This is a genomic window from Pseudoalteromonas sp. '520P1 No. 423' (assembly GCF_001269985.1).
Classification (GTDB): Bacteria; Pseudomonadota; Gammaproteobacteria; order Enterobacterales; family Alteromonadaceae; genus Pseudoalteromonas.
This window is the reverse complement of the sequence record NZ_BBZB01000001.1, coordinates 2837070-2863162: the sequence shown is the minus strand read 5'-3', so window position 1 is coordinate 2863162 and position 26093 is coordinate 2837070. Positions and strand designations below refer to the sequence as shown.

24 protein-coding genes and 4 pseudogenes are annotated in these 26093 nt (G+C 34.9%); 18 read left to right on the top strand and 10 right to left on the bottom strand.

The genetic code is table 11. The features are described 5' to 3' along the window. Window positions 1–2 precede the first annotated feature (2 nt). Window positions 3–368, top strand: a complete 366-nt coding sequence (locus PSA_RS13085; protein WP_127924261.1) for a DUF2845 domain-containing protein — start codon at window positions 3–5, stop codon at window positions 366–368. Window positions 369–522: 154 nt separating this feature from the next. Here PSA_RS13085 and PSA_RS13080 read toward each other — a convergent pair whose 3' ends face one another. After that, window positions 523–792 (bottom strand): Txe/YoeB family addiction module toxin, encoded by a 270-nt coding sequence (locus PSA_RS13080; protein ID WP_042153633.1) that lies wholly within the window; start codon window positions 790–792, stop codon window positions 523–525. Beyond that, window positions 773–1045 (bottom strand): type II toxin-antitoxin system Phd/YefM family antitoxin, encoded by a 273-nt coding sequence (locus PSA_RS13075; RefSeq protein WP_042153637.1) that lies wholly within the window; start codon window positions 1043–1045, stop codon window positions 773–775. The genes PSA_RS13080 and PSA_RS13075 overlap by 20 nt, the downstream gene beginning before the upstream one ends. A 315-nt stretch (window positions 1046–1360) precedes the next feature. Here PSA_RS13075 and PSA_RS13070 point away from each other — a divergent pair, with 315 nt between their 5' ends. Beyond that, a complete protein-coding gene (locus PSA_RS13070; RefSeq protein WP_042153639.1) occupies window positions 1361–1618 on the top strand; it encodes a hypothetical protein in 258 nt (85 codons plus the stop codon). Between the two features lie 528 nt (window positions 1619–2146). Here the strand turns inward: PSA_RS13070 and PSA_RS13065 are convergent. Continuing rightward, complete coding sequence (locus PSA_RS13065; RefSeq protein ID WP_059364997.1) at window positions 2147–3190, bottom strand: IS110 family transposase; 1044 nt, start codon at window positions 3188–3190, stop codon at window positions 2147–2149. Between the two features lie 442 nt (window positions 3191–3632). After that, window positions 3633–4634 (bottom strand): annotated as a pseudogene (locus tag PSA_RS13060) (IS110 family transposase). A 140-nt stretch (window positions 4635–4774) separates the two neighbouring features. On the opposite strand from PSA_RS13060, the gene PSA_RS13055 reads away from it, so the two are divergent. The 5 genes from PSA_RS13055 to PSA_RS13035 all read left to right on the top strand — a co-directional run bounded on the left by PSA_RS13055 (window position 4775) and on the right by PSA_RS13035 (window position 7917). After that, window positions 4775–5308, top strand: coding sequence for a hypothetical protein (locus PSA_RS13055; RefSeq protein WP_042153672.1), 534 nt, complete (start codon window positions 4775–4777; stop codon window positions 5306–5308). Window positions 5309–5543: 235 nt separating this feature from the next. Next, complete coding sequence (locus tag PSA_RS26345; RefSeq protein ID WP_042153673.1) at window positions 5544–5861, top strand: transposase; 318 nt, start codon at window positions 5544–5546, stop codon at window positions 5859–5861. Between the two features lie 17 nt (window positions 5862–5878). Continuing rightward, window positions 5879–6673, top strand: coding sequence for a transposase (locus PSA_RS13045; protein ID WP_042153676.1), 795 nt, complete (start codon window positions 5879–5881; stop codon window positions 6671–6673). A gap of 221 nt (window positions 6674–6894) precedes the next feature. After that, window positions 6895–7452, top strand: a complete 558-nt coding sequence (locus PSA_RS13040; RefSeq protein ID WP_059364923.1) for a GNAT family N-acetyltransferase — start codon at window positions 6895–6897, stop codon at window positions 7450–7452. Window positions 7453–7554: 102 nt separating this feature from the next. Further along, window positions 7555–7917, top strand: coding sequence for a hypothetical protein (locus PSA_RS13035; RefSeq protein WP_042153683.1), 363 nt, complete (start codon window positions 7555–7557; stop codon window positions 7915–7917). A gap of 528 nt (window positions 7918–8445) precedes the next feature. On the opposite strand, the pseudogene PSA_RS13030 reads toward PSA_RS13035, so the two are convergent. Continuing rightward, window positions 8446–8694, bottom strand: a pseudogene (locus tag PSA_RS13030) (IS110 family transposase); the annotation flags it as partial. A gap of 282 nt (window positions 8695–8976) precedes the next feature. On the opposite strand from PSA_RS13030, the gene PSA_RS13025 reads away from it, so the two are divergent. Beyond that, complete coding sequence (locus PSA_RS13025) at window positions 8977–9246, top strand: hypothetical protein (RefSeq protein WP_042143881.1); 270 nt, start codon at window positions 8977–8979, stop codon at window positions 9244–9246. Between the two features lie 15 nt (window positions 9247–9261). On the opposite strand, the gene PSA_RS13020 is transcribed toward PSA_RS13025, so the two are convergent. Beyond that, window positions 9262–9441 (bottom strand): DUF6435 family protein, encoded by a 180-nt coding sequence (locus tag PSA_RS13020; RefSeq protein WP_042143883.1) that lies wholly within the window; start codon window positions 9439–9441, stop codon window positions 9262–9264. Between the two features lie 336 nt (window positions 9442–9777). Here PSA_RS13020 and PSA_RS13015 point away from each other — a divergent pair, with 336 nt between their 5' ends. The 4 genes from PSA_RS13015 to PSA_RS13000 all read left to right on the top strand — a co-directional run bounded on the left by PSA_RS13015 (window position 9778) and on the right by PSA_RS13000 (window position 12429). Continuing rightward, entirely contained in the window at window positions 9778–9966 is a 189-nt protein-coding gene (locus PSA_RS13015; RefSeq protein ID WP_042143886.1) for a hypothetical protein, read from the top strand. A gap of 208 nt (window positions 9967–10174) precedes the next feature. Continuing rightward, a complete protein-coding gene (locus PSA_RS25280; protein WP_157575779.1) occupies window positions 10175–10330 on the top strand; it encodes a GNAT family N-acetyltransferase in 156 nt (51 codons plus the stop codon). An 839-nt stretch (window positions 10331–11169) separates the two neighbouring features. Then, window positions 11170–11859, top strand: coding sequence for a flagellin (locus tag PSA_RS13005; RefSeq protein WP_042143889.1), 690 nt, complete (start codon window positions 11170–11172; stop codon window positions 11857–11859). Window positions 11860–11916: 57 nt separating this feature from the next. After that, a complete protein-coding gene (locus PSA_RS13000) occupies window positions 11917–12429 on the top strand; it encodes a hypothetical protein (protein ID WP_042143891.1) in 513 nt (170 codons plus the stop codon). Window positions 12430–12485: 56 nt separating this feature from the next. On the opposite strand, the pseudogene PSA_RS27215 reads toward PSA_RS13000, so the two are convergent. Both PSA_RS27215 and PSA_RS27210 read right to left on the bottom strand, forming a co-directional pair. Continuing rightward, a pseudogene (locus PSA_RS27215) lies at window positions 12486–13157 on the bottom strand (HD-GYP domain-containing protein). Between the two features lie 156 nt (window positions 13158–13313). After that, complete coding sequence (locus PSA_RS27210; protein WP_371257859.1) at window positions 13314–13394, bottom strand: tetratricopeptide repeat protein; 81 nt, start codon at window positions 13392–13394, stop codon at window positions 13314–13316. A 339-nt stretch (window positions 13395–13733) separates the two neighbouring features. On the opposite strand from PSA_RS27210, the pseudogene PSA_RS24605 reads away from it, so the two are divergent. After that, window positions 13734–14341: pseudogene (locus PSA_RS24605) on the top strand (oligopeptide:H+ symporter); the annotation flags it as partial. A 39-nt stretch (window positions 14342–14380) separates the two neighbouring features. On the opposite strand, the gene PSA_RS12980 reads toward PSA_RS24605, so the two are convergent. Beyond that, entirely contained in the window at window positions 14381–15100 is a 720-nt protein-coding gene (locus PSA_RS12980; RefSeq protein WP_042143895.1) for a Sir2 family NAD-dependent protein deacetylase, read from the bottom strand. Between the two features lie 555 nt (window positions 15101–15655). Here PSA_RS12980 and PSA_RS25275 point away from each other — a divergent pair. The 5 genes from PSA_RS25275 to PSA_RS12960 all read left to right on the top strand — a co-directional run bounded on the left by PSA_RS25275 (window position 15656) and on the right by PSA_RS12960 (window position 25489). Then, window positions 15656–15832 carry a hypothetical protein gene (locus tag PSA_RS25275; protein ID WP_157575778.1) on the top strand — a complete coding sequence of 59 codons (177 nt, stop codon included), beginning with the start codon at window positions 15656–15658 and terminating at the stop codon, window positions 15830–15832. 166 nt (window positions 15833–15998) lie between these two features. Then, complete coding sequence (gene recC, locus PSA_RS12975; protein WP_042143900.1) at window positions 15999–19400, top strand: exodeoxyribonuclease V subunit gamma; 3402 nt, start codon at window positions 15999–16001, stop codon at window positions 19398–19400. Between the two features lie 5 nt (window positions 19401–19405). Next, window positions 19406–23116, top strand: coding sequence for an exodeoxyribonuclease V subunit beta (recB, locus tag PSA_RS12970; protein ID WP_042143937.1), 3711 nt, complete (start codon window positions 19406–19408; stop codon window positions 23114–23116). Further along, window positions 23110–24993, top strand: coding sequence for an exodeoxyribonuclease V subunit alpha (recD, locus tag PSA_RS12965; protein WP_042143901.1), 1884 nt, complete (start codon window positions 23110–23112; stop codon window positions 24991–24993). Before recB ends, recD begins: the two co-directional genes overlap by 7 nt. A gap of 124 nt (window positions 24994–25117) precedes the next feature. Next, complete coding sequence (locus PSA_RS12960; protein WP_052379887.1) at window positions 25118–25489, top strand: ankyrin repeat domain-containing protein; 372 nt, start codon at window positions 25118–25120, stop codon at window positions 25487–25489. A 225-nt stretch (window positions 25490–25714) separates the two neighbouring features. Here the strand turns inward: PSA_RS12960 and PSA_RS12950 are convergent, their stop codons facing one another. Then, the gene (locus PSA_RS12950) at window positions 25715–26032 is read right to left on the bottom strand and encodes a hypothetical protein (protein ID WP_052379888.1); all 318 of its coding nucleotides are present in this window, start codon (window positions 26030–26032) and stop codon (window positions 25715–25717) included. Window positions 26033–26093: the final 61 nt, after the last annotated feature.

Here is a 26093-nt window from a genome sequence, read left to right as displayed (position 1 = left end):
ATATGGACTTTTTTTTATTTGGTGTTTTTATTTTTTTCTTAAATTTATTTATTGTCTTTTCATTGGGTGGTGCTTTATTAGAGGGAAAGAGAATGCGGCTAATGGATAAATATAATAATAAAGAATTAGTTGACAAGTTAATGAACAAAATGATTTGGCAAGGTCAGACTGAAGAACAATTATTGGATTCAATAGGTCAACCTTCTTATACTTACCATGTTAACCTTCAACGTAAGATTTTGAGATATGAGCACACTCCAAAAAAAACTGGTCGGTTTCGATCGTTTACGCTACCGTTTCAGGGCTTCAACGTGACGATTGTAGATGGAACGGTCGTTGCATCGGATAGGAAACAGTGGCCAACATAACCAATTTACTCGCTGAAATGGCGTTTTCTTTGGTGTTGTAAAAATAGCCAAAAACGTAAACGTTTTTAATTGTTAAAAGAATTTATTCCAGTTAGAGTATTTCGATTAAAAATAATATTTAAAACGAGTTATTCTACAGGCTCGTTATATTTTTCTAATATTGGTCATAATGTCCACCAATTGCAAAAATGTATACGCTGTTATCATCAAACTTATAAATGAGTCTATCTTTTTGAGATATCCGTTTTGACCATAAGCCTGATAAATTATGTTTAAGTGGTTCAGGCTTTCCCAGTCCACTAGCAGGATCAGAGCGCAACATTTCTTTTAATATTTTGCATAAAGCCTTATGAAGTTTTTTATCTTTTTCTCTTAATTGCTCGTAAATGAGCCAAGTTTTACCCTCAAAGACTAGTGATCTCATCTAATTGCTCTTTTGTTGGTTTATAGCCTTTATTGCTTTCATGAGTGCTCATTGATTCTGCAATCTGCTTCATCAAATTACTACTTTGTAATATGTGTAATGTTTCTTGCTCTCTTTCCCAATCATCGGCACTCATAACTATAAAGTCTTCACCTGCTCGTCGGGTTACTTTTATTGGCTCATGCTCACTAACAGTTTGTTCAACATATGTTTTTAAGTTGTCTCTAAACTGGTTTACGCTTATGCTATTCATAATTAGCTCACTATTTATGTACGGTAATGTCGTACATTGTAGCTTTGAAAATATAACAAGGCAATTAAACGGTCTAAAAACAGTTGGCTTTTTGCTCGTACCTCGCTAATTTTATCCAACATTTTGCCGCTTATTGCGGCGTTGAGGCTGTAGAATAATTAAAAATTTAATTTTACAGCCCAAAAACAGGGTCTAAAATGCATTAGTTAACTTTAGTTTGTAGCTTACAATGCGATACAGGGACTCACTTTTTTATAAATTTTAGCCTTTTGATAAATTCTACAGGCTCGTTATATGCCACGGAGGTTTAGGCAATTGGATTTAAATTCACATATCAATCAACTAGAAAAGCAAAATAGAAGAATGTTTGGCTCAGTTCACTTTCTTTTATTATGTATTATATTTTCAGCAGTTATTCTGGCTTTACTGATTTACACTGAGCCTGTCATTGCAATTGGTGCTTCTGGCTTTGTTGCTTTTCTATTGCACTATTTTTATGCTCAAATTGCTTTTAAAAAGCTTAATTCACGTATTACATTGCTACAAACAAAAATAGAGCAAAGTGGCTTATAACACATATGAGCCTTAACTCTGTCAATAGGCAATAGTGTCCTTTTTGACCGTTTTTTGCAGTGACGGTCAAATGTAAATCAATAAACAAACCCGTTTACTTTGTATGTCGATGCGGCTGTTAAGCAAGTAGCTTACGGCAAACACATATTGAGGCTCTCTTATTGCGATCTCATCGCTGCCTGCTTTAGTTCATATCCTTATGGCATAGCAAGGGGCACTACGACTAAATGGATTTAGGGGGTAGAATGAAGCAGGATGCCAGAATCGAGACATTCATCGGTTAACCTAATCAAGGCACTATTCAAGCATGTTGGTTGCATAATGTGCACCAGTTAGTTTCAGGCTCAAGTCAGGTGTAAGCGACTTTGCTTATTGTATTAATGCACGCGTACTGAGTGTCTAATCAAGCTAGGAGGCTTAGGTATTTAAGCATATAATCAGGCTAAAGCTTAATAGCTATTAACTCACCCAATTGATTAATGCTCAACCTTATATCCAGTTAGACGTTCAGCTCACCCAGTACCGTGACTAACGCTTTAAGAATCGGGTTTCATCGAATACAGTCTCTTTTTTAAGCATATAATAAACGCAACGACCGAGCTTATGCGCCAGCGCTGAAAGTGCTTTTGCTTTGCTCATTCTTTTTTGTAATTTTTCAAGGTATTGAGTGGCATTATGGTTATGGCGTAATAACAATACAGCCGCTTCAGAGAAAGCCCATTTTAAATGCGCATTACCAATTTTATTGCCCTGTGTGCCATAGGTTTTGCCAGCTGATTCAGCTTTACATTTTACGAGTCTGCAATAAGAAGCAAACTTTTGAACACTCGGGAAGCGATTAATATCACCAACCTCGTAAATAATTGTCAGCGCGAGAATACGACCGATGCCATTAATGGTTTGCAAGATATTTAGATGAACGGGGTTATGTTGCTTGGCCATCTGTTCAATATAATGCTCTAAAGGCTTGAGCTCTTTTTGATAGTAGTCAAGTATGCCCATATCGAGATTAATAGAGCGTTGTACAACTGGGTCGGGAAAGTAATAGCGCATTTTCTCTCTATCACATACATTTTTTAAATTTACATTGTGGGCAGGTAGATTGTACTGGCTGGCGGTATTTGCCACATGGGCTTTTAAATCAGCACCATGACGAACGATTTTGGTTCTGCGACGTAATAAGTCGCGTGTAGCACGCATTTCTTTGTCGTAGACATAAGCTAGTGGAAAGTTACCGCCTCGAATAAGTTTAGCAATTTTAAATGAATCTATTTTATCGTTTTTAGCCTTGCCACCATGAATGGCTTTCATATAAAGGGCATGACCAAGAATAAAATCGATATTATGCGCTTTACAAAAATCGGCAACCCAATACCAGCAATGCATACATTCAACACCTACCACAATGTTACCAATGTAGGGCTGTAACAACTTAAGCAAGGCGGAGGGGTCATCTTTAATTTTCTTGTGAACAAGAATAAGTCCTGTATTATCAATGATACAGACGTAGAGTAATCTGGCGTGTAAATCGATACCACAATAGTATGGATGCATGTTATTGTAAAAGTTGATTGAGCTTTCTTCTTTTTGTTTGGTCACTAAAGTATTACGTATAAACGCGATACTTTGGAGGAGGCTCAATGATTATCAAGGCAATTAAACGGACAAAAAACAGTTGGCTTTTTGTTCGTTCCTCACTAATTTTAGCCAACAACTTTTTGCCGCTTAGCGCGGCTACATGGACTCCCCGTTGTCAAGCAATAACACTTTTTGATAACAAGAAGATCTGACAGCAGCTCTACATTCGGCGTTTTTTAGCTTTGTTACGCTATCGCCCTGATGATTTGCGCTTGAGCAATGCCTCACTCGTTAAACAGAATCTTCTTTTATAAAGAATTATTCTTCCCGACTAAACAGGCTTTCTTTCTCTCGGTCTGACCGTGTTATCGTCAATTGCTAATGCACAGACTCGGTGAGTTAAACTCTTTTTTATTTAACTTTGTTACTTTAAAACTTATTTTACATAATCAATTTGATATTCTTTTTCTGAATGTAATAGCGCCCCAATTAATCGGGCATTTTTAGCTGCTAATGCAACCGTTGCACGCTTAAAACCACGCCGCTCTACTAAATCTTTTACCCACATGCTTGTTCGGTCTGTTTTATTTTTGCAGTTTGCGATTACTGCTCGAGCACCATGTATCAGGCAAGTGCGAATATGTTTTTCACCTCGTTTACTGATACGGCCTAATCGCGCAACCCCACCAGTTGAATATTGCCTTGGTACTAAACCAATCCATGCAGCAAAAGAACGACTGGTATCAAAATGTTTAGCATCATTTACTGTGGCGACTACGGCTGTTGCAGTGACCTCGCCAATACCTGGAATACTCATAAGCCTTTTGGCGTCTTTCATTTGGTTGGCGAGTTTGTACAGTTTTCTATCGTATTTGAGTATTTCTGCATTTAAAGATTTAATACTTTGCCATAAATCATTGAGCAATTCACGCGCAAGAAAAGGTAGGTTATTTTCAGCATCTTCAAGAATACCGTTAATGGCATTTTGTGCAGGGTATCGACCTTTTGGCATGATGATACCGAACTCAGCGAGTAAACCGCGTAATCGGTTTATACGTGCGGTTCTGTCTTTAATTGCACCTTGTCTGATGCGGTGTAAACACAGCACGGCTTGTTGTTCTTCGCTTTTAATACTGACAAAACGTGTTTTTGGTCTTGTAGCTGCTTCGCAAATAGCTTCAGCATCATTGGCGTCATTCTTTTCATTTTGGCGATAGGGAATAACAAATTTAGACGCCATAATACGCACATCATGACCGAGTTTGGTAAATTCCCTTGCCTAATAGTTAGCACCGGAGCAAGCTTCCATCGCGATAACACAGGGTGGCAGTTGTGTTATTTCCTCAAATAGTTTGTTTCTTTTGATAGTTTTTCTTAATTTACACTTGTCATGCTTATCAACACCATGGATACTAAAAACTAATTTGGCACTCTTGATTAATAAATAACGATGCCAACAACTTTAATTAAAGACATATGGGCTCTCCATTTTTTGACTGTTTGCACTTTCAATATGGCACAAATGCCAATTGGATGGGGAGTCCATATCATTCGTTATGAACCTATCAGGAGATAAGTGTGAAATTTAAGGCATTGGTAGTTATATTCCCATTACTTGCACTAACAGGGTGTGCTGCCACTTCATTATCAGAACAATCTTTTGGCACAAAGCTTCCGAAATATAAGAATACTACAAACCAAAATTTTGCGACTATAGAATTTAGCGCGGATAAAAAATATGAGACTGAGGAAGGTGTTCCTTTTAACGGTGAGCCTATTGTCTGCACGAATTCTGGGCTACAAACAACCTTCAATGAAACTGAACGAAATACAATAATTAAAGTAGTGGCTAATGAGCCTACTACATTGACTTCAATCATAAAGTGGCACAATTCAGGCTGGGAAAAATCATGCTGGCCTTTTGTAAGATTTACTCCTGAGCTTGGTGGTAATTATGTTGTAGTAAATGAGCGGATCGGTGGTAAAGGCATTTCTGCATTATGGACAGGCGTCGCTTTTCAATCTTGTAAGGTTTCAGTATATAAATTGGAGAATGACTTACCAGTCGCAATTGAGGTTAAAGAAGTTAAACCAAATGGATGCGGTTCATAACAAAGTTGTTAACGCGGACAAAAATTAGTTGGCTTTGTTCGTGCCTCACAAATTTTAGCCAACTATTTTTAGCCGTTTATTTGCGGCGTTGAGGCTGTAGAATTTATAGCAAAAGACACTTTTTAGTGTCTTTTTTAGTTTTTACTATTTGTTTGTTTTTTAAGCTTGATACCAGATCTTTGATGTGATCTAATAGATATTATTCAACTACAGAACATCAAAATGGCACTTATTATTGCAAAGAGGTAAACCCGATTTATCTTGTCAAAATAAGTTCATACCTATCGATTTTTCCCGCCAAATATTACCTGGCACATTTGAATTTGCACTGTCGCATATTGTAGATAACTGTCTTGACTTATCTGGCTTTGATGCGTGGTATCAAAATGATAAACGCGGTGCAGCAGCGTATCCGCCAACAGTAATGTTGAAGATTATATTATTAGGTTATGCCCATGGTTTAGTGTCGAGTCGTCGCATCGCACAAGCGTGTGAAACCAATATTACTTTTATGAGTTTATCGGGCGATGTTCAGCCACATTACACATCATAGCCAGTTTTGTAGCAAAAATGAGTGAGCAAATTGCACCATTATTTACACAAATATTGATGATTTGTGATGAAGAAGGTTTGATTGGCCGTAACATGTTTGCCATTGATGGCTGTAAGATAAAGTCGAATGCGAGTAAAGAATGGAGCGGTACGTTTGAAGAACTAGAACGTAAACAAGTGAAATTAGAAAAGGCCAGTAAACGTATTTTATCCCGCCATCAATCACAAGATGATATGCCTGAAGATGAAGTTGCACACGATTTAAAACAAAAAGAAAAGCTTGATAAAAGCGCCGCCAAAATAGCTGATTACTTGGCAACAAAAAAAGAAAAATTAGGCAGTAAAGGCAAGCCAAGATTATTTACCAGTAACAATTTCCACTATGACGAAGAGCAAAACGCATGCAGATGTCCTGCGGGAAAAACACTTTGGGAGCAGAGCAAAAAAATAGAATATAACAGTAAATCTTATGTGCGTTTTACAGGGCATTTAAAAGATTGCCGAACTTGCCCACTACAAAATCAATGTATGAGGAACCCACCGAAATCAGTTGGTAGGCAAGTTCAGTTTTCATTGGGGAGCAATGCAAATAAACTGAGTTTTACCGACAAGATGTGGATAAAAATAGACAGCCCAATCGGGAGACGACAATATAGTAAAAGATTAGGCACAATAGAGCCTGTTTTTGGTAATATCACGGTGAACAAAGGCATGAATAAGTTCACATTGCGCGGACAAGAAAAAGTAAATGCCCAGTGGCAAATGTATTGTTTAGTTCATAACATAGAAAAACTCAGAAATAGCCTGCATTAAGGGTTAAGGAGCCACGAAACAACATCATATCCCACCGAAAAACCAATAAATCAGCACAAAACTCGCAAATATCAAACTCTCATAATTCAAAGAGTAAAAATAGCCAAAAACGTAAACGTTTTTGATTGTTAAAAGAATTTATTCCAGTTAGAGTATTTCGATTAAAAATAATATTTAAAACGAGTTATTCTACAGGCTCGTTATATTTCAAGGAGGACTAAGTGCAATTTCCAGAGCTAGAAACATCTCGGTTAATTCTTAATAAGTTATCAGAAGGTGACAGCCAGGCTTTACTTGATATTTTCTCTGATGAAAACGTTGTTAAATTTTACGATATTGATGTTTTTGATTCAGAGAAACAATCTTTGGAGTTAATTAACCTTTTTAATCAACGCTTTGCTGACAAAGGTGGTGTTCGTTGGGCTATTCGAGTTAAGAACACGGGAAGGTTGATTGGTACGTGTGGTTTTAACTCAATAAACCTAAAGATGAAAAATGCAGGTATTGGGTATGAGTTATCCTCAAAGTATTGGGGGATTGGGTATGCTTCCGAGGCTGTTAGCACGATTATCCAATTTATATTTTCCAATGGCCAACCATTAGGTGAACTCTACCGGATTCAAGGTGACATTATGATTGGAAATGCAGCTTCTGAGTCTGTGTTAAAAAAGCTAGGCTTCAAAGAGGAAGGAATTAGGCGTTCTAGTGGTTTCTGGAAAAACGAATTCCATGATTTAAAGTGTTTTGGTCTAATAAAGCCTGAGTTTAAAGAAATATAACAAGGCAATTATGCGTGGGACGTCTAAAGCTTGGCTGGCGCTCATTCTTAGCTAATTTTAGCCAAGTATTTATACGTCCCATATTGCGGCGTTAGGTATTACATGAAGTTTGGAGTCACGGTACTATTTTTAATGTTTTCCTCGTATTCGTATGCGTGTTTTAGTGGTGTTGGTTATGATCAAAATTGGAACGATTCAATTAACTTACTTTTTATATCTCTTGTTGTTAGTATTATTGCAACGATTATTAGGTATTTTCAAAAAGCTAAACGGTTGTATATTCCAATAACAATACTCGTGCTTGCATGTATTCCTTCTGGGTTAGAAATTTTGCGTTATGGTAATGGGGATTGTGGTTCTAGTTTAATGCAAGTTGCTAACTGGCCAATTTATACAATGTCTATTGTTTTACTCTACGAGGCTGTAAAGTTACTAAAATTAAGGTTTGGTATAGGTAATACCTAACACATATGAGCCTTAACTCTGTCAATAGGCAATAGTGTCCTTTTTGACCGTTTTTTGCAGTGACGGTCAAATGTAAATCAATAAACAAACCCGTTTATTTTGTATGTCGATGCGGCTGTTAAGCAAGTAGCTTACGGCAAACACATATTGAGGCTCTCTTATTGCGATCTCATCGCTGCCTGCTTTAGTTCATATCCTTATGGCATAGCAAGGGGCACTACGACTAAATGGATTTAGGGGGTAGAATGAAGCAGGATGCCAGAATCGAGACATTCATCGGTTAACCTAATCAAGGCACTATTCAAGCATGTTGGTTGCATAATGTGCACCAGTTAGTTTCAGGCTCAAGTCAGGTGTAAGCGACTTTGCTTATTGTATTAATGCACGCGTACTGAGTGTCTAATCAAGCTAGGAGGCTTAGGTATTTAAGCATATAATCAGGCTAAAGCTTAATGGCTATTAACTCACCCAATTGATTGATGCTCAACCTTATATCCAGTTAGACGTTCAGCTCATCCAGTACCGTGACTAACGCTTTAAGAATCGGGTTTCATCGAATACAGTCTCTTTTTTAAGCATATAATAAACACAACGACCCAGTTTGTGCGCCAATGCTGAAAGTGCTTTGGCTTTACTCATTCTTTTTTGTAATTTTTCAAGGTATTGAGTGGCATTATGGTTATGGCGTAATAACAATACAGCGGCTTCTGAGAACGCCCATTTTAAATGCGCATTGCCAATTTTGTTGCTTTGTGTCCCATAGATTTTACCTGCTGATAAACGCGAAGCGATAGCGCAATTTTCTAAATATCCTATCGCAACATTTCCAGCTAATCGACTAAAGATTCTTAAAAGTAAAAAATCAGAAATACACTTTTCAGAGCCATTAAAAGAAGCCATTATTGATCGACAATTAAAGATATGAATTACTATTGGTAGAGCCTACGGAGAATATATCGATGATTTTATAAAAGCTAATAGTGCTTGATTTATAAAAGGCGAAGGACAAACAAGTGCAGATCGCCAAAGAAAAATGCTAATGAAAGGCCGTTTAGATGGATGATTGAATATAGTACTGTATTTATTAATCAATTTTCTGCAGACAAAGAAGGACATGAACTCGAGTTTCTAGAAATTGAAAATACTCAAGCAAGCATTTTAGGCTATATCGCATGTTCTAAAAGTAAACTTGGGTTGAGCATTATCAATGAAATTATGAGTCAAAAAAATATTCAGCAGCATATTATTGATTCTCATAAAAAAGAATTTTTCAACCCACAAGAACAGAGGATTATAGCTAAAGCACTCCATAAAAAATTTCAACAATAGCTTATTTAAGCATACTCAAGTTTTAGCTTCATTTTCTAGCTGAGTAATTTGAGCGTTAATTTTTTCAGCTTCAGCTGTGATCATTGAATAAGATCTAATATCACCATTTCTTTGTGCACGCATTGCTTGCTCAAGTTTGTCTTTATATAACTTATCTAATTTTTTGATTGGATCTTTTTTAAAAAAAGAAAACATAATTTAAACCTGTAATTTTATATTTCTTATCAATACGTATGGGAATTACATTAAGTTTATCTGTTTGTAATAAATTTCAATAATGAAGATTGTAAGATATTTACATATTGTTTCATTTCTTTTCGTTTAGTAATTAATTCTAAAAATTATATATGTCATCATAGAGAAAATTAATAATAAGGTCTGATTTTGGATTATATTGAAATTAATAGGCAAGCATGGAACAAAAGAACTGAAGTTCATGTTGACTCTAAATTTTATGATATTGAATATGAAGGTACCTATACCTAAAATTGAACGGGTGAGAAATCCACCGTTGTCACTTGGCCACATACCATGAGTGATGTGATACAGGCCCTTATAAGAGCAGGTATTACCATTGAAAGTTTTAAAGAGCATGTATATAGCCCATATGATTGTTTTGAAGGGTTAGAATTAGTAGCAGGTCATGGTTATCAAATGAGATTTAAAGAGCAACAAATACCTTTGATCTACTCCATTAAAGGAAAAAAGATCGCACTTTAAATTTATTCAATCATTTTACATTTTAGGAACTCTATGAAAACAATTATAAGGTTATTAATGGCGGTATTATTTATTATTGCTGCACTAAGCTTATATAGTTTTGGCAATCAAACTGGGTCTTTTATTTTCATGATATTAGGTTTTTTGTTTGAAATGGCATTCTGGTTGAATTTATTTCCAATCAAAAAGAAAAAAAAAGGGTGCCAATGTGATCAGAGCTGTAACTGATTTTGATATAAACGAAATAATCCGTATTTGTAATTATTATGTAATTAATACGGCAATCACTTTTGAGAGTGAGCCAGTATCGGTTGAAGATATGGTGTTGAGAGTTGAAAATACGAAATCAAGTAATTTACCTTAGTTAGTCGCTCAAGATGATGATGTTATAATAGGTTATGTTTATGCAGGTAATTGGAAAGGACGCTGTGCTTATAAACACTCTGTTGAAATAAAGTGTAATTTTACTCTATTAATTTCCTAAATAGCTTTAGTATGTTAAGTATTATCTAAGAAAAATAATAAAATGAATCGCATGTTTGTATCTTATGACCAGTGGATGAGGGGTACTAAGCTAGGTTTAACTAAACCGCGAAGTCAAAAGTTAAAACAGGTTTCTTATCTTAGAACATGCTTCAATACATGGAAGCTTTCAAAAGGTGTAGAATGGGAATAAAGTAGTCGAAACCATAGAGATTTGGTAACAGAGCTAGATAAAATGCTATCTTAAAACGATAAATTATTATCACCTATGGATGCTATTCTTCAAGAGCAATAAGCATTATTACATAACCTATTTAGAGAACGAAAGCTTCATAGTCGTTCGCTATTTGGTTTAGGAAAAAAGAAAAAAGTAAAGGTGCCTTAACAAAGGTGATGGACAGTCTCTGTAGAGAGTTGTTTAATAATACAGGTATTACTTTGACAACATGCCAAACTTAAAAATGTCATCTGAAATGATGAAAAAGAAAAGCATTAAAATATCTAAGCAAGATAAACTGGCATTTTATTTACAACAAAAAAGGGCTGAAATTCCAGTTTAATTATTATACCAATTAATACAAAGGGCACGTTTAGTGCCTTTTTTATTTACTATAAATTAGAGGAATAAATTTTATTTTTAATTGAAATAGTATTTTATAAAGTTGAGTCTGAAATTTACACTATAAGGATAGAGTAAATTTTTGTATGTAAGGCTTAGTTATGACTTTCTCAATCAACAAACCTACATTAGCGACGAGTCAAATTGACTTATTAGCCAAAATGAAGCTAGAACAAAATGAAAAACTATCATCCGGTTATAAGATCAATTCGGCTAAAGATGATGCTTCAGGCTTACAAATATCAAACAGATTAACATCTCAGATCAATGAGTTAAATCAACGAACAGTGAACTCACAAGATCAAGTTAATTTAAATAATGTTACTGAAGCACAACTCTCCTCAATCACCAGTACATTATTACGAGCTAATGAATTGTCTATTCAATCAGGGAACCCATTATATTCTAATAGTGCAATTCAAGGTGAATTAGACCAATTAACACAAGAGATTAACCTTGTGGCTGAGCAGGCATTGGGAGAGTCGAGTTTTATTTCTGGTCTAGATGTAAGTGATCCTATTAATACACAATTAGCGATAAATGAAGCTTTAGAAGTAGTGAGTACCAGTGCTAGCGCATTAGGTGCAGATACAAATGGATTAAATAGTCAAATATCAACATATGAAACCTCTAGTATTAAAAGCAGCGCCTCTCGATCTCGTATATTAGATACCGATTATGCAAAAGATACTTCAGAACAAAAAACTAATAATTTACTATTACAGGCCTCATTGCTTGTAAAAAAAGAAGATGAAGAGAGAAAAGGTTTATTAATTAACAAATTAGTCTAAATTTAAAGTACAGCCAACACACGATTGTATTAATAAGCGATTAAAAGGTTAAAGTTGATGAAAAAATACTTAATAATTTATTCAGTTAAATTAATTACTTTAAGTTTACTATTTAGCATTACAGCTTGTAAAAGCACTAGTCCGATGAAAAACGCACAAGACTATTGTTTAGAACATGACAGAGACCAATTTAAAGACTGTGTAAGATATAGAAAAGACTATTTAACTGAAAAGCAAAAAGTGATTGCTAAATTTAAATCAAATACAAAAAGGTGTGAAGAGTACGCCATTTATAAAACAGGCGGGACGTCTAATCAATGCTCTAATAATGATATCGTTAAAACTGCGACAGCATCCGTATCTGGGAATGTAAATTCACAACAAAGCTGTAATATGCAAAGTAATAGGGGTAATCAATCTAACAGCAATTCTGTTCATCAGATTAGAACTGACATGAAAAAAGGTGATTTAGCTAAACAGTGTATGAAAGACTTTGGATGGAAAAGTGATAGATCATACCGTTTTGAATTAAAGGCATTAAAACAAAAATTTGGTTATGCTGATCTTTAAGTCCATTTAAGTAACTTAAATGCTATAAACAGATTAAATATCATTGTAAGTCAATACTAAGATATTGGCTTTTTCTTTTTTAATGCTAAATATAAAATATATTGTTGGTGAATGACTTTTTCGGTTAAATTGGTGATTTCAATATCTGTTTTATTCTCAAATAATATATGTCCAAATATTTGCATCAATTCAGGGTCAAACTTGCCATTGTCGGCATGTTTTTGTAATTCAGAAAACGCAGCATTGCTTTGCCATTTTTCACGATAAGGTCTCCAAGAAGTTAAAGAGGTATATGCCTCTTTAATCGCAATGATCCTCGCCCCTAGAGGAATATCTGCACCCGTTCAACTATTTGGATAACCACTGCCATCAAAGTATTCATGATGGCATGCGATAAGGTTTAACATAGTATGATTTTGATAACCCATACTTTTGAGTTTTCTTAATCCTTCTATTGGGTGTTTAATAACTTCTGAAAATTCAACTTTATTTAAACCTCCTCGTCGATTTAGCAAATGGTGAGGGATAATTGACTTTGCGATATCTGATAAATAACCCGCTTCTAAAATATCCTTTTTGTCTTTATCAGGTAAGTTTAATTTATCAGCTATGATATAAGCTAAAAATCCCACTACACGTGAGTAACCGATAGAGCCATCTAGGCATTCAACGGGTAATAAAATATCTCCAGGATATTTTACTAGGCGTTCAACCTCAGAAATATACATATCTAATACCAATTTAGGAATAATCTCAGTATCGTATAAAGGGTTTTTTATTGAGATAACACGATATAAGTGACGTGTTTTTTTTCAACCTTTAATTGGCACGTCTTTTACAACATCAGACTCAAGAGATAATTCAGCAAATTATATTTTTATTTCTTAATTTTCAGGATCGAGATCCATCGCATTTTTATAGAATTTTTTTGCTTGATCAAAATCTCCGCCTTCTTCATAAAGTATCGCTAGAATACATGCTTGCGGCGCTGTTTCTCTTTTATGCCAAATTATGAGTTATCTATTAATTCTATCAGCTAAATCACTAGACATTTCTAAGCGTTTTTCTGAAATATAAATAGACTCAATCTCAAAGTATTGTTTCACTTCCTCGTAGGTTCCAAGGTCTATAGTAACTTCACCTGGTTTACATAAGCTTTCTATTCTATATGTGCTTTATAAATCAATAATACTGACTCCATTGAGGCTAGATAGTTATTTAGGTCGGTTATTACAACTTCAGCACGTCGTTGTTCTGAGTAAAGTGTAAAACTCACTACTCATTTTACTGGCTTTGGAGCATTTATGGCGGAAACAGTAACGACTTCAAATAGCTCAGAAGATGAGTTATTTGGTCACCCAAAGGGGCTATATTTTTGTTTTGCCACTGAATTGTGGGAAAGATTTTCATTTTATGACATGAAGTTTCTATTGCTTTTATATGTAACTAAATATCATTTATTTTCGGATGGTGAAGGTTTAGAGGTTTTAGGAGCATATGCAGGATAGGTTTATGCATTACCTGTGATTGGCGGCATGTTAGCAGACACCATTTTAACACAAACAATTAAAATTCAAGACTTAGCAGCACTCAATGTTTTTTATCTTGCTTTAGCGCTTATTGTTGTAGGTGTCGGTTTTTTAAAACCAAATATATTAACCATAGTTGGCCAATTATATGAACAAGATGATCCCCGAAGAGTGTCGGGTTTTAAGATTTTTTATATGGGCATAAATTTAGGTTCCTTTGCTGCAACAATTATTTGTGTGTATTTAGGTGAAGCTTATGGTTGGGGTTATGGCTTTGGTGCAGCAGGAATTGGCATGTGGTAGGTTTACATACTTTTACAAAAGGTGGCAAATATTTAAAAGGCTTGGCAGAGCTTGAATATCCCGATGTGTTATATAAAAAAGGACGAAAAGCAAAAAATGCTTATAAAACAGAAAAGCGATTAACTAAATTTTGAAATATATTCACATGCTGTCATTTTGTGATAAGTCACATTTGAATGTAAAATATGACAAGGTTCAGGGTCGATAACCTCAATTGGGATATCGTACTGCCTTGCTGTTTCAATGGCCATTTGCGTAATATTGACACTAAATGAAGTGCCGATAAACACGATTTTTTCAGCTTGTAACATCTGCTGTTGTGCTTTATTTATTTGATATAGTTCAGTATAAAATTCATCAAATAATAATACATAAGGTTTTAAAGACTCATTCAATTTAGGACCGTGTTTACCTATTTTAAATAAGTCTAATAATGATTTGGTGAGTTGTGTTTCATCTACTTGATCCCAAGGCGCGATAATACGGTTTACGGGTTCTCCTTGCTCATGAAATAGTGTCATTTCATTAATTCGACCATGAATTGAAATATAATGAGTATTACCTGCTTTACTATCTAGCCCATCAATATTTTGAGTAATGAGTTGCTTATCACTTAACCAGTGATGTACTTCATTAGGACCATGATGTCTGTATGTAACAAATCTATGATAATACCATTTCAAAAACTCTTGCGGATTATGCTGATACATCGCACGAGTGGCCATTTGCTGTGGTGTATAGTTTTCACTGCCTATGGTCCAAAAGCCATCTTCGCCTCTAAAAGTGGGGATGCCACTTTGTGCGCTTACACCGGCGCCAGTGATATATAAAATTGCCATATTATAATGAAATAAATTTATGTTAAGTCACACTAAACATAATCTTTAGATTTAACAATATATTTAGGCAAATAATGTCAGTGGATTTAAAAGATAAAATGGGTAAAACTTGCTTCTTAATATCATGGCATTTAGGCTAAAACTGATTTTAAAACACAATAAGGTACAGCATAGTAGATTACTTAATATCTATTGTATGGCTTGAATTCTATGGTAAATAATCAAAGATGTTAGCAACAAGTCTTGCAACAAAAAAAGCTTTAATAATTGAAAGCTATAAAGTATTCCGTGATTTAATTAAAAATGCGACGGCTTAATTATACCAATTGTATTAATTAACTTCCCATTCAGCGGGAGCTAAAAGCGCTTTAGACAAGGCAAATAATTGAAGTCATAGTTATTCTATTTCAAAATTATTTAACGCAGTATAAATCGCTTTTAAACCCGCCTTACAGGAGCCTCTAGGGATTTACACTTCGTTGTTATGTTATTTTTTAAGGGAATGACCATTACTGCGATAACATGCCTAGAATTGAAAACCCCCAAAGGCTCTGAGTGGGAACTTACTTAATACAATTGGTATTAGGTGTAAATCATTACAATAATCATAACTATCAAGATGCGATTACAGATCTTTCCGCTATTTTGACTGTTTATCCAAGTCACGTCAGTATTAAACTCACACTTATTGAAGCATTAATAAAAGCATTTCAAGAAAATGAAAAAAGGTAAAGAATAAAATAATTTATGAGTTCCATTTATAAAGGGTAAATCTAAGAATATTTTATTTATCCTTTATAGGGTCTTGAGTGACAATATTTAACAAAAAACATTAGCTTTGAATTAAATATGCCTTACACTGCTTATAAGATAAAAATGCTTACGGAACATCAACTTCATGCTGCATATAATTCAATCGAATCGATTAGAAGCCCTGCAATTTCAGCTTAATTCTTTGATTAAAGAAAACCCTTTATCGAGTCCTTTTTCTCAAGAAGCGATTCTAGTGCAATCTCCTGGTATGTCTCAATGGATCAAAATAGGATTAGCACAAGAGTTAGGCATAGTTGCACAAGTTGATTTTCCATTGCCATCAAGTTTTATATGGCGTTTGTATCAAAAGTTACTGCCAGATGTACCTGCAGAGTCCGCATTTAATAAAAATAATATGGCGTGGAAAATCTTTGATATTTTACCTCAGTTTTTGAATGAGCCGTTATTTGAATCTCTCAAAAGCTATTTAGCCAATGATGCCCAGTTGGAAAGCCAAGTTCAGGATGAAACATTAACTTTTGAGCAGCAAAAGTTATTTATGTTGTGCGAAAAAATAGCGGATGTTTACGATCAATATTTAATGTACCGCCCAAATTGGTTAGAAACTTGGCAACAAGGTGAAGATGTTTTAGATGATGTTGATACAAGCAATGTACTTTGGCAACCAGAACTTTGGCGCAGATTAGTTGAACATACAATTGAAACCTTAGAGCAAAGTGCTTATCACCGTGGCAATATGCATGAAGCCTTATTAGCGGCACTTGAAAATACCAGCCAATCCCAATTAAAAAGTTTATTACCAGAGCGATTAACAATATTTGGTATATCTGCGCTACCTAATGCACAGCTTGAAGTATTTGCCGCACTGGCTGCTAAAATTGATGTGTTTTTATATTTCTTTAATCCAAGTGAACATTATTGGGGAGATTTAGTTGATGAAAAAACATTAGCAAAAATTGAAGTGAAATATAGTGTGAAACCTGCGTTAGTAGCACAAGGTAAAGGTTATTATTTTGTAGGTAATCCTTTACTGTCATCTTGGGGTAAATTAGGCCGTGATTATTTAGAGCAACTTTTACAGTTAGAAGCCAATTGGCACGATTATTTTATAGAAGATTTTAGCCCAAGTTTATTAAGTCAGATCCAACAAGAAATATATCAACTGGCTTTTAAAGGGGAATCATTATCGAGTGATAAAAACTGGTTTATCTCTGACGAGGGTAAACTAAAAGTAGATAGCACAGATAACAGCATACATTTAAATGATTGTCATACACCCCTTCGTGAAGTCGAAGTATTACACGACCACCTATTAAATTTATTTGAACAAGATAAAACACTATCACCAAAAGACATCATAGTGATGATGCCTGATGTGGCTAGCTACAGCCCTTATATTGAAGCTGTATTTGGCTCTGCTATTAATGAGCGCTTTATACCTTATGGACTAGCTGATTTAGCAATAGAGCAAGAAAAGCCAATACTGAGCAGCTTTAACCAATTAGTAAATTTACCTTTTAGTCGTTTTGGCGTATCTGATATTTTAGATTTATTGCAAGTAAGCCATATTGCAGATAATTTTAAGATTGAAGAAAGTGAATTAGATCAAATACGAAACTGGCTAGATAAGGTTGGTGTTAAGTGGGGCTTAAATGGCGATCACAAAACAGAGTTTGAACAAGGTGCAATCGAGCTTAATACTTGGGTTCAAGGGTTAAATAAACTGCTATTAGGTGTTGTGCAACGAGATGAAAGTACGCCATTTAATGATATTTATGCTGCTGATCATGTTGAAGGCATGGCTGCCAATACCTTAGGAAAATTGCTCACCTTCTTTGATAAGTTAATAAAGTATAAAAATCTCCTTATGATAGATGGCAGCTTATTTGATAAAACGCTTATTTTAGAGCAAATGATAGTTGAGTTTTATGACACCCAATCAGATCAAAGTTGGGATTTAATGGTATTAGAAAACCTGATGACCAGCATCAAAAACCATTTTGAGAATAAAGATTATCAAGGTGACATCTCTCAAAAAGTCATGTGTTATCTTGTTAAACAAGGCTTAAAAGAAAAAGGTGTAGGGCAAAGATTTTTAATTGGAAAAATTAATTTCTGTACTTTAATGCCTATGCGTTCAGTGCCTTTTAAAGTTGTTTGCATGTTAGGTCTCAATGATGCGGATTATCCTCGCAGCGTACAACCTATGGGATTTGATTTATTACCACAAAGCCGTCGTCAAAAAGGTGACCGTTCACGTAAATTAGATGACCGATATTTATTTTTAGAAGCATTATTAAGCGCAAGGGAACATTTATATATCAGCTATATTGGACGTTCGTGTTTTGATAATACCGAGCGGGTACCTTCCACTTTAGTCAGTGAATTACTTGAATATATCAACCGAGGCTTTTATCAATTAGAGGTTGATAGTGAGCAAGTAAATAGCGACTTTCCAAATAACCTAATACAACAACATCATTTACAGCCTTTTAATAAGGCCTATTATTTGAAAACTGCGGATGAGTATAATATCGAGCAAAGTTATAACCCCACTTGGATGATAAACGATTATCAACTTGCCAGTGATGCAAAACCTTTAGATATTGTGCCAGATAGTGAAATAGAATTAGAGTCATTTATCAGCGCATTATGCCAACCACAAAAACGTTTTTATCAATCTAGCCTCGCTTTAAAACTGCCTCAAGGTGATGATATAAATAAAGATGAAGAACCCTTTAGTTTAGATCATTTAGAACGTTATTTTTATTTAGATGAGTTTTTAACAAAAGCGCTTAAAGGTGAAAATACCAGTCAAAATCAAATTTTACAAAGAGGTAATTTACCTTTAGCCAATGTAGGTGAATTAACCTTAGATAAAATTGAAGGGCGTATTTCGCAAATGTTGCATAATATTCAAAGTCATGACTTTAATTTAAGTGACGATCCTTTAGATATTTATGTTGCTATTAGCACTTTAGAAACTGAACATCAGCCTACAGCCCACAGCGATATTCACAGTACCAATCAAAGTACTATAGTTGGCTGGCTTAAAAATGTGAGCCAAGTAAATTCAGATACTCAAATTGCAAAACAGCTGTTTTATCGCCCAGCATCCGTAAAAGCAAAAGACTTAATTAAAGCCTGGCTTTATCATTTAACTGCCCATGCCAGTGGCCATAAGTTAGATACCTTGATAATTGGTTTAGATGAGCAGTATCAATTTACACATTTGAGCATTGATGCTGCTAATGAATTATTACAAAGCTGGTTTACCTTATATGCAAAATCTTTAACGCAGCCAGTGGCATTTTTTCCTCAAAGTGCATTGGAATATGCAAAAACACAAGATATAGGCAAAGCAAAGTTAAAATTTTCTGGTGGTCAATATATCGGCAGAGGCGAATCAGAAGACCCTTATATTCGTTTAAACTTTAAAAATCTAGATGACGTACAGCAGGAATTTATACAATTGAGTGATGATTTATTAATGCCCCTGATCCAACAATTAGAGGAAATAAACTAATGGCAATGCAAGAATTAAATCCAATAACGATGCCATTAGATGGTCATAACCTGATTGAAGCCAGTGCAGGTACAGGTAAGACTTATACAATAACAGCACTATACCTGCGTTATTTATTAGGTTTACAAATTGAGGGTATTAAATCTGAGCCCCTTACTTTAGAGCAAATCTTAGTTGTAACATTTACTGAAGCGGCAACTTCAGAAATCAAAGATAGGGTACGAAATCGTTTAATTGTCGCTCGTGATGCATTGTTAGGTGAAGAATGTGATGATGAAGCTGTTAATGCCATTATTGAACCTATGGATGAAGCGCAGCGAAAACAAGCGTTTGTATTATTAGATGCAGGTGCAAAGTCTATGGATGATGCTGCAATATTTACGATTCATGGTTTTTGTCAGCGTATGTTAAAGCAACATGCTTTTGAATCTGGTGTGGCATTTAATTTAGACTTTGTATTAGATCAAACTGAGCTATTAAATGAAGCATTAAAAGACTTTTGGCGCGGTTTTGTATATCCACTTAATATGGAAAAAACTCAAGCTGTGCTAGATATTTATCCCGTACCAGAATCGCTTTATAAAAAAGTGTATAGCATTTTAGCTAAGCAATCAGCACAAATCATTCCGCAATATCAGCTTGAGCAGTTATGGCAATTAAAAGAGCAATACAGCAGCCAATTAATAGACTTTAAAAAGGCATTTTTAGCCAGTAGTTTTGCCGCAGATATTCTTGCTTCTGGTATAAAAAAAACCAATATAGCGGTTAAAGAAAATAGTTTAAATGTTTTATATGACTTTTGTATGTCCGATCAAACAAATCTCGCAATAGGCAGTAAAAAACAAGGTTTTGAACTTTGGGCACAAGAACGATTGTCAGATCCTAAAATTTATAAAAAAGGAGCAGCAGTTTTTGACCATGCATTATTGCCTTTATTTACAAAGCTCGCTGAGCTAGAAAAACAAATTAAGCAGGGCTTACCAATTGCAATCGCGACTAAGGCGGCTCATTGGATAAAACAGGCACTTATAACCAAAAAACAAGACCAAGGCATAATAAGTCCAGATGATTTACTCATTTATTTACATAAAGCACTGACTTCACAATCAGGTGAGGCGTTAGCTAAAAAAATCGCAGGCTGTTATCCCGTCGCTATGATAGATGAGTTTCAAGATACCGATCCAATCCAATACGGTATTTTTAATACGATATTTTCTCAGCCAAGTACCTTAAAAAATGATAGTAACGATACTTCGGCATTAACTATGATAGGCGATCCGAAACAAGCGATTTATGGCTTTAGAGGCGCTGATATATTTACTTATATTGGTGCTAAAAATGGGGTTGATGAGCCTCGACAATTTACCCTTAAAAAGAATTATCGTTCAGCGACTTCCATTGTAGATAATATTAATACTCTCTTTAGTAATAATGCCAATAGCTTTATTTATAATAAAAATATTCCATTTGTTGAAGTGACTGCACAGGGTAAACCAGCAGATAAATCCTTGATCATCGAAGATAAAGATTTTAGCCCATTTGAATTTAGCATTTTCAAATCCGATGAAAAAGTAACAAGCAAAGCCAATGGTCAAAAAGCATTGGCGAGTGCTTTTGCAGATAAAATATCTCATCTTTTAAATTTATCGGCACAAGGCAAAGCGCGCATTGGCGATAAACCTATTGAAGCTGCTGATATCAGTGTTTTAGTGAGAGACCGCAGAGAAGCGCATGCCATTAAAACGGCACTTTCAAAGCGTAATATCTCTAGTGTTTATTTAGCAAGAGACAGTATCTTTAGCTCACAACTGAGTGAACATTTGTTGAATTTTTTAACTGCGCTACATGGTGGATATGATGAAGCCTTATATCGTGGAGTATTAGCAGGTCCACTGTTTGGTCTTAACTATCAGCAAATTTTTGAGTTAACACAAAACCAACAAGCAGCTCACATTAATGATGATGCAGATACACATAGTACAGCTAAGAGCTGGCAAGATTATTTAGAGCTATTTGCATTATTGCTAGAAACTTGGCAAAACAAAGGTGCTATGGCCATGTTGGAGTTATTACTTAAAACGAATAACTTAGCGGGTTTATGGCAAGCTCTAGGCTATCCTGTGGAGCGTTGGTTAACCGACTTTAGGCATTTATCAGAACTATTGCAGCAAAAGCAGCTGGAGCTTGAGGGCAACATGCGTCTGATCCGTTGGTTTAACGAAAAAGTGAGCCAACATGATACTGACAGCACACAGCTGAGATTAGAAAGTGATGCCACATTAGTTAAAATTGTCACTATGCATGCATCCAAAGGTTTAGAATATCCGCTAGTGTATATTCCATTTGCAGCTAGTTATCGCGTAGCGAGTGAAGCGGTATTTCACGATGATAAAAATAATCTGATTTATGATTTAGAATCAAATGAAGACAACTTAGTTGTCGCAGAAAAAGAGCGCTTAGCAGAAGACTTACGTTTATTGTATGTTGCATTAACGCGTGCGGTTCATTACTGCTGTTTAGGTTTATATAACTTAGCTGAAGGTAAAAGCCGTTCAAAATCTGGCATTCAACATACTGCATTAGGCTATTTATTATTTGCTAATAGCAAAATAGAAACTGCGGATGATTGGCATCAAGTACTTGCGCAATTTGTTGAAAATAACCCTGATATGTCGATGAACTTTATAGAACTTGATGAAGATGAAAAAGGGGTCGGAGTTAATTATGCGAATAATGCTGAGCCTGAAATTAACACAGACACTTGCGATCAAGCTGTAAAAGTCTTTAACGGCTACATAGAGCGCGATTGGCGCATTACCAGTTTTAGTGGTTTAACTTACAATCAATCTCATCAAAGCGATAATCATATAGAAGATGATATTACCCCTGGTTTTGAAGATGAAAGCCATGAACTAGATTGGAATACCATTGAAGAAGAACCCACGCTTGATGTATTTAGTTTTCCAAAAGGCGCAAAACCAGGTAGCTGTTTACATGGCATTTTTGAAGAAATAGATTTTCAATCACCAAATGAGCACCCAACAGATAGCGATAAAAGCCTTTCAAATGTGGTTACTGAACAATTAACCAAATATGGCATTGATGATGATACTTGGCATGATGTGACTGTTAATTGGGTAGAGCAGGTGCTTGAATGTCCACTGGAACAAAATGAATCGACAAAAGGGCTTGCTTTAGGCTCATTAACGCCTGAGCAATGTTTAATTGAAATGGAGTTTTATTTACCTTTAGGTAAGTTAACAGCGCAAGGCGTAAATAAAGCATTGTTAGCGGTAAGTGAGCAAGAATATCACCCAATAAGCTTTGGTAAAATTCAGGGCATGTTAAAAGGTTTTATAGATTTAATATTTGAACATAATGGTCGGTATTTCATTTTAGATTATAAATCAAATCATTTAGGTGAAAACGCAGATGATTACAGTGATGAAAATATGCAACAAGTGATGGCATCCCATCATTATCATTTGCAGTATTTATTATATAGCGTGGCGTTACACAGGTTGTTAAAGCAAAGGTTGCCTAATTACGATATTAATACACATTTAGGCGGTATCTATTATGTATTTTTACGTGGCATGCCATCAGGAAAGGGCATTTTCTATAAAAAAATTACAACAGATATCATTTTAGAATTAGATGCCATGTTTAATTTAAATAGCGATAAATTACAGTTTGAAGGTCATACAACATGCTAAAACGATTAATAGAGAACGAAAAAATATCTCAATTAGATATTGAATTAGCAAAACTGCTGACAAACGAACAAGTAAATTTAGATGAAGATAGTCAAGTAAGTGAAATGTTTTACCTTATATTATTGCTAAGCATAGCCAATAGTAGACAACATACTTGTTTAGATTTAAATACAGTTAATTGGACAAATCCATTTGGCTTAAAGAACAGGCTTATATCTGATGAACAACAGCCGTTATCTGCTATTGAAAGTGAATCGCTCACACCTTTTAATGATCTCAATACTTTGGCATTAACTATTCAAAACCATATGAGTGTTGGCGATAATAAACCTTTAAGATTAATTGGCGATAAACTTTATTTTGCTCGTTATGATGAATACGAAACAATATTAGCTAATAGATTGTTAGCCTTGACAGAAAAAAAAATTAATCTTGATAACGATAAACTTCAAACTTTATTAGATACATTTTTCCCATCACAAAATGCAAAAGTTGATTGGCAAAAAGTAGCCTGTTCAGTGGCTTTGCAAAGTGCCTTTTGTATTATTACCGGTGGACCCGGTACTGGTAAAACAACAACGGTCACAAAATTATTAGCTGTATTACAATCTTTATATCAAAGTGCACCATTAACAATTAAGTTAGTTGCACCAACAGGCAAAGCCGCCGCGCGGTTAACTGAATCAATTTCAGGTGCAAAAAACAAAATTACGGATATATCCGATGAATTAAAAGCGCTGATCCCAGAAAAAGCACAAACAATACATAGATTATTAGGTGTGATCCCACAATCTAATAAGTTTAGACATCATAAAGATAATTTATTACACCTTGATTTATTAATTGTTGATGAAGCATCAATGGTCGATTTAGCATTAATGGTTAAATTGATAGAGGCACTGCCGAAACACGCAAGACTGATATTATTGGGAGATAAAGACCAATTAACATCTGTTGATACGGGCAATATTTTATCTGATTTATGCCAAGATTTAACTTTAGGGGTGACACCTAATTATTCACAAAGCAGATTGTTATCTTTGGGCTTAGGCGATCAACAGCCAAATAGCCAAGGGCGTTTTGCTTTAACCGATAGCTTAGCTTTCTTGCAAAAAAGTCACAGGTTTAATGAAAACAGTGGTGTGGGGCAATTAGCTAAAGCAGTTAACGAAAACAATCCTAATTTGTTAGCACAAATAGATTATCAAAAAAACCAAGGCTTATTTGACGATATCACTTTTTATGAGCCGCAATATAGACAAGCGATGATCAACCGAGCCGCTGACGCTTATAGTGAATATTTAACTTTGATAAAAAATGGGGCATCTGTGGGGCAGGTGCATCATGCTTTTGCCCAATATCAATTATTAGCAGCGGTTAGAAAAGGCCCATACGGTGTTAATGAACTCAATAACAAAATAGAACAAACCTTATCAAAAAGATGTTTGATCAATATCACTATGAGTCAAAGTCGTCACTATGTTGGTTTACCTATTATGATCAGCCAAAATGATTATCAACTTGGCTTATTCAACGGTGATATAGGTATTTTGATGTTAGATGATAAACACGTGTTAAAAGCCATGTTTATCAGCGATGATGGTCAAATCCGTGATTTTTTCCCTGCAAGATTACCTGCGCATGAAAAAGTATATGTGATGACCATACATAAATCTCAAGGCTCTGAGTTTGCTCATACTGCTTTAGTCCTACCACCATTACAAGATGCCAGTGCAGGGATAAATAGGCAGCTAGTCTATACAGGCATTACGCGTGCAAAAAACAAGTTAGATATGATAGTACAACGTCCTATGCTACTTGATGCAATGAAAAAGACAGTATCTCGTAGTTCCGGTTTATATCAAAGATTGGTATAAAATTACTATATCAAGTAACGATAAAAAACGGGTTAAACATAAATATTTAGCCCGTTTTAATTTGATAATTGGTATTAAATAAGAATATGACTAACCTTTTAAATAAATAGAAAAGGAGAAGTCAGTGATAAATCAATTTAGATTTAAAAAAGCACTATTTAAAATATGCTTGTTTTTATCGATAATTTCTATTTGTGCTTGCGGTCCAAAACCTTGGGATGAGCCGCCATTACATAATGCTGCTAAAATTGGTGATTTAAAACAAGTTAAAGTACTCATAAAGCAAGGCATAGATGTAAATAGTAAAAATAAACAAGGTGCAACGCCATTACATTGGGCTGCGTTTAAAGGTCATGTTGATGTCGCAAAAGTGCTTATCAAACATGGTGCTAAAGTTAACGTAGTCACAAATAAAGATTCAACGCCATTAAGGTTAGCCACAACACATAAACAAACAAAAATGATTAAATATTTGAAATCAAAAGGTGCACGATAAATTAAAACGATTGTGTTTTATTTGATAATACTTGGTCAAAAGTACCGTCTTGCTTGATTCAAGTGCTGTTTGTAATTTTAAGATAATTGCTTTAGAAGTATTTTTGCTTGCGGCTACAAAAAGTTCTGTTTTTTCAACCACAAAATCCTGTTTTATAAGTGTTTGGGCTTCAAAGCTATTTCTAACTGCAACGGCTTTATATTTTAAAGCCTCTTTAGTGGCAGTTTATTGAATATGCGTATTGGTTTTTAAAGAATAAAAATAATAGTTTAATTGCCTGAGTGAGCCAATCCATTGAAATAAGCTTTCTCTGTCAGAACTACGTGTCATAGAAAAAATCACAACATTCTTTTCATTTAAAGCGATATGATAAGCCCTTGCCCAAGGTAATACTTCAATAGATTTTGCATAACCCGCACGCTGTAATACATGATACATTATCTCTAAAGAAGTTCCGCCTACTAGTGTGTGGTTTTCAACAATTTGATAGGGTGGTAAGTGCTCTGTAATTACTCTGATGCTTTCATCAGAAAAAGTAGTCATTGATAATAGCAACAACAGCAAACACAAAAGAAGTTTAATGTATAAATCTAGATTTTTATCT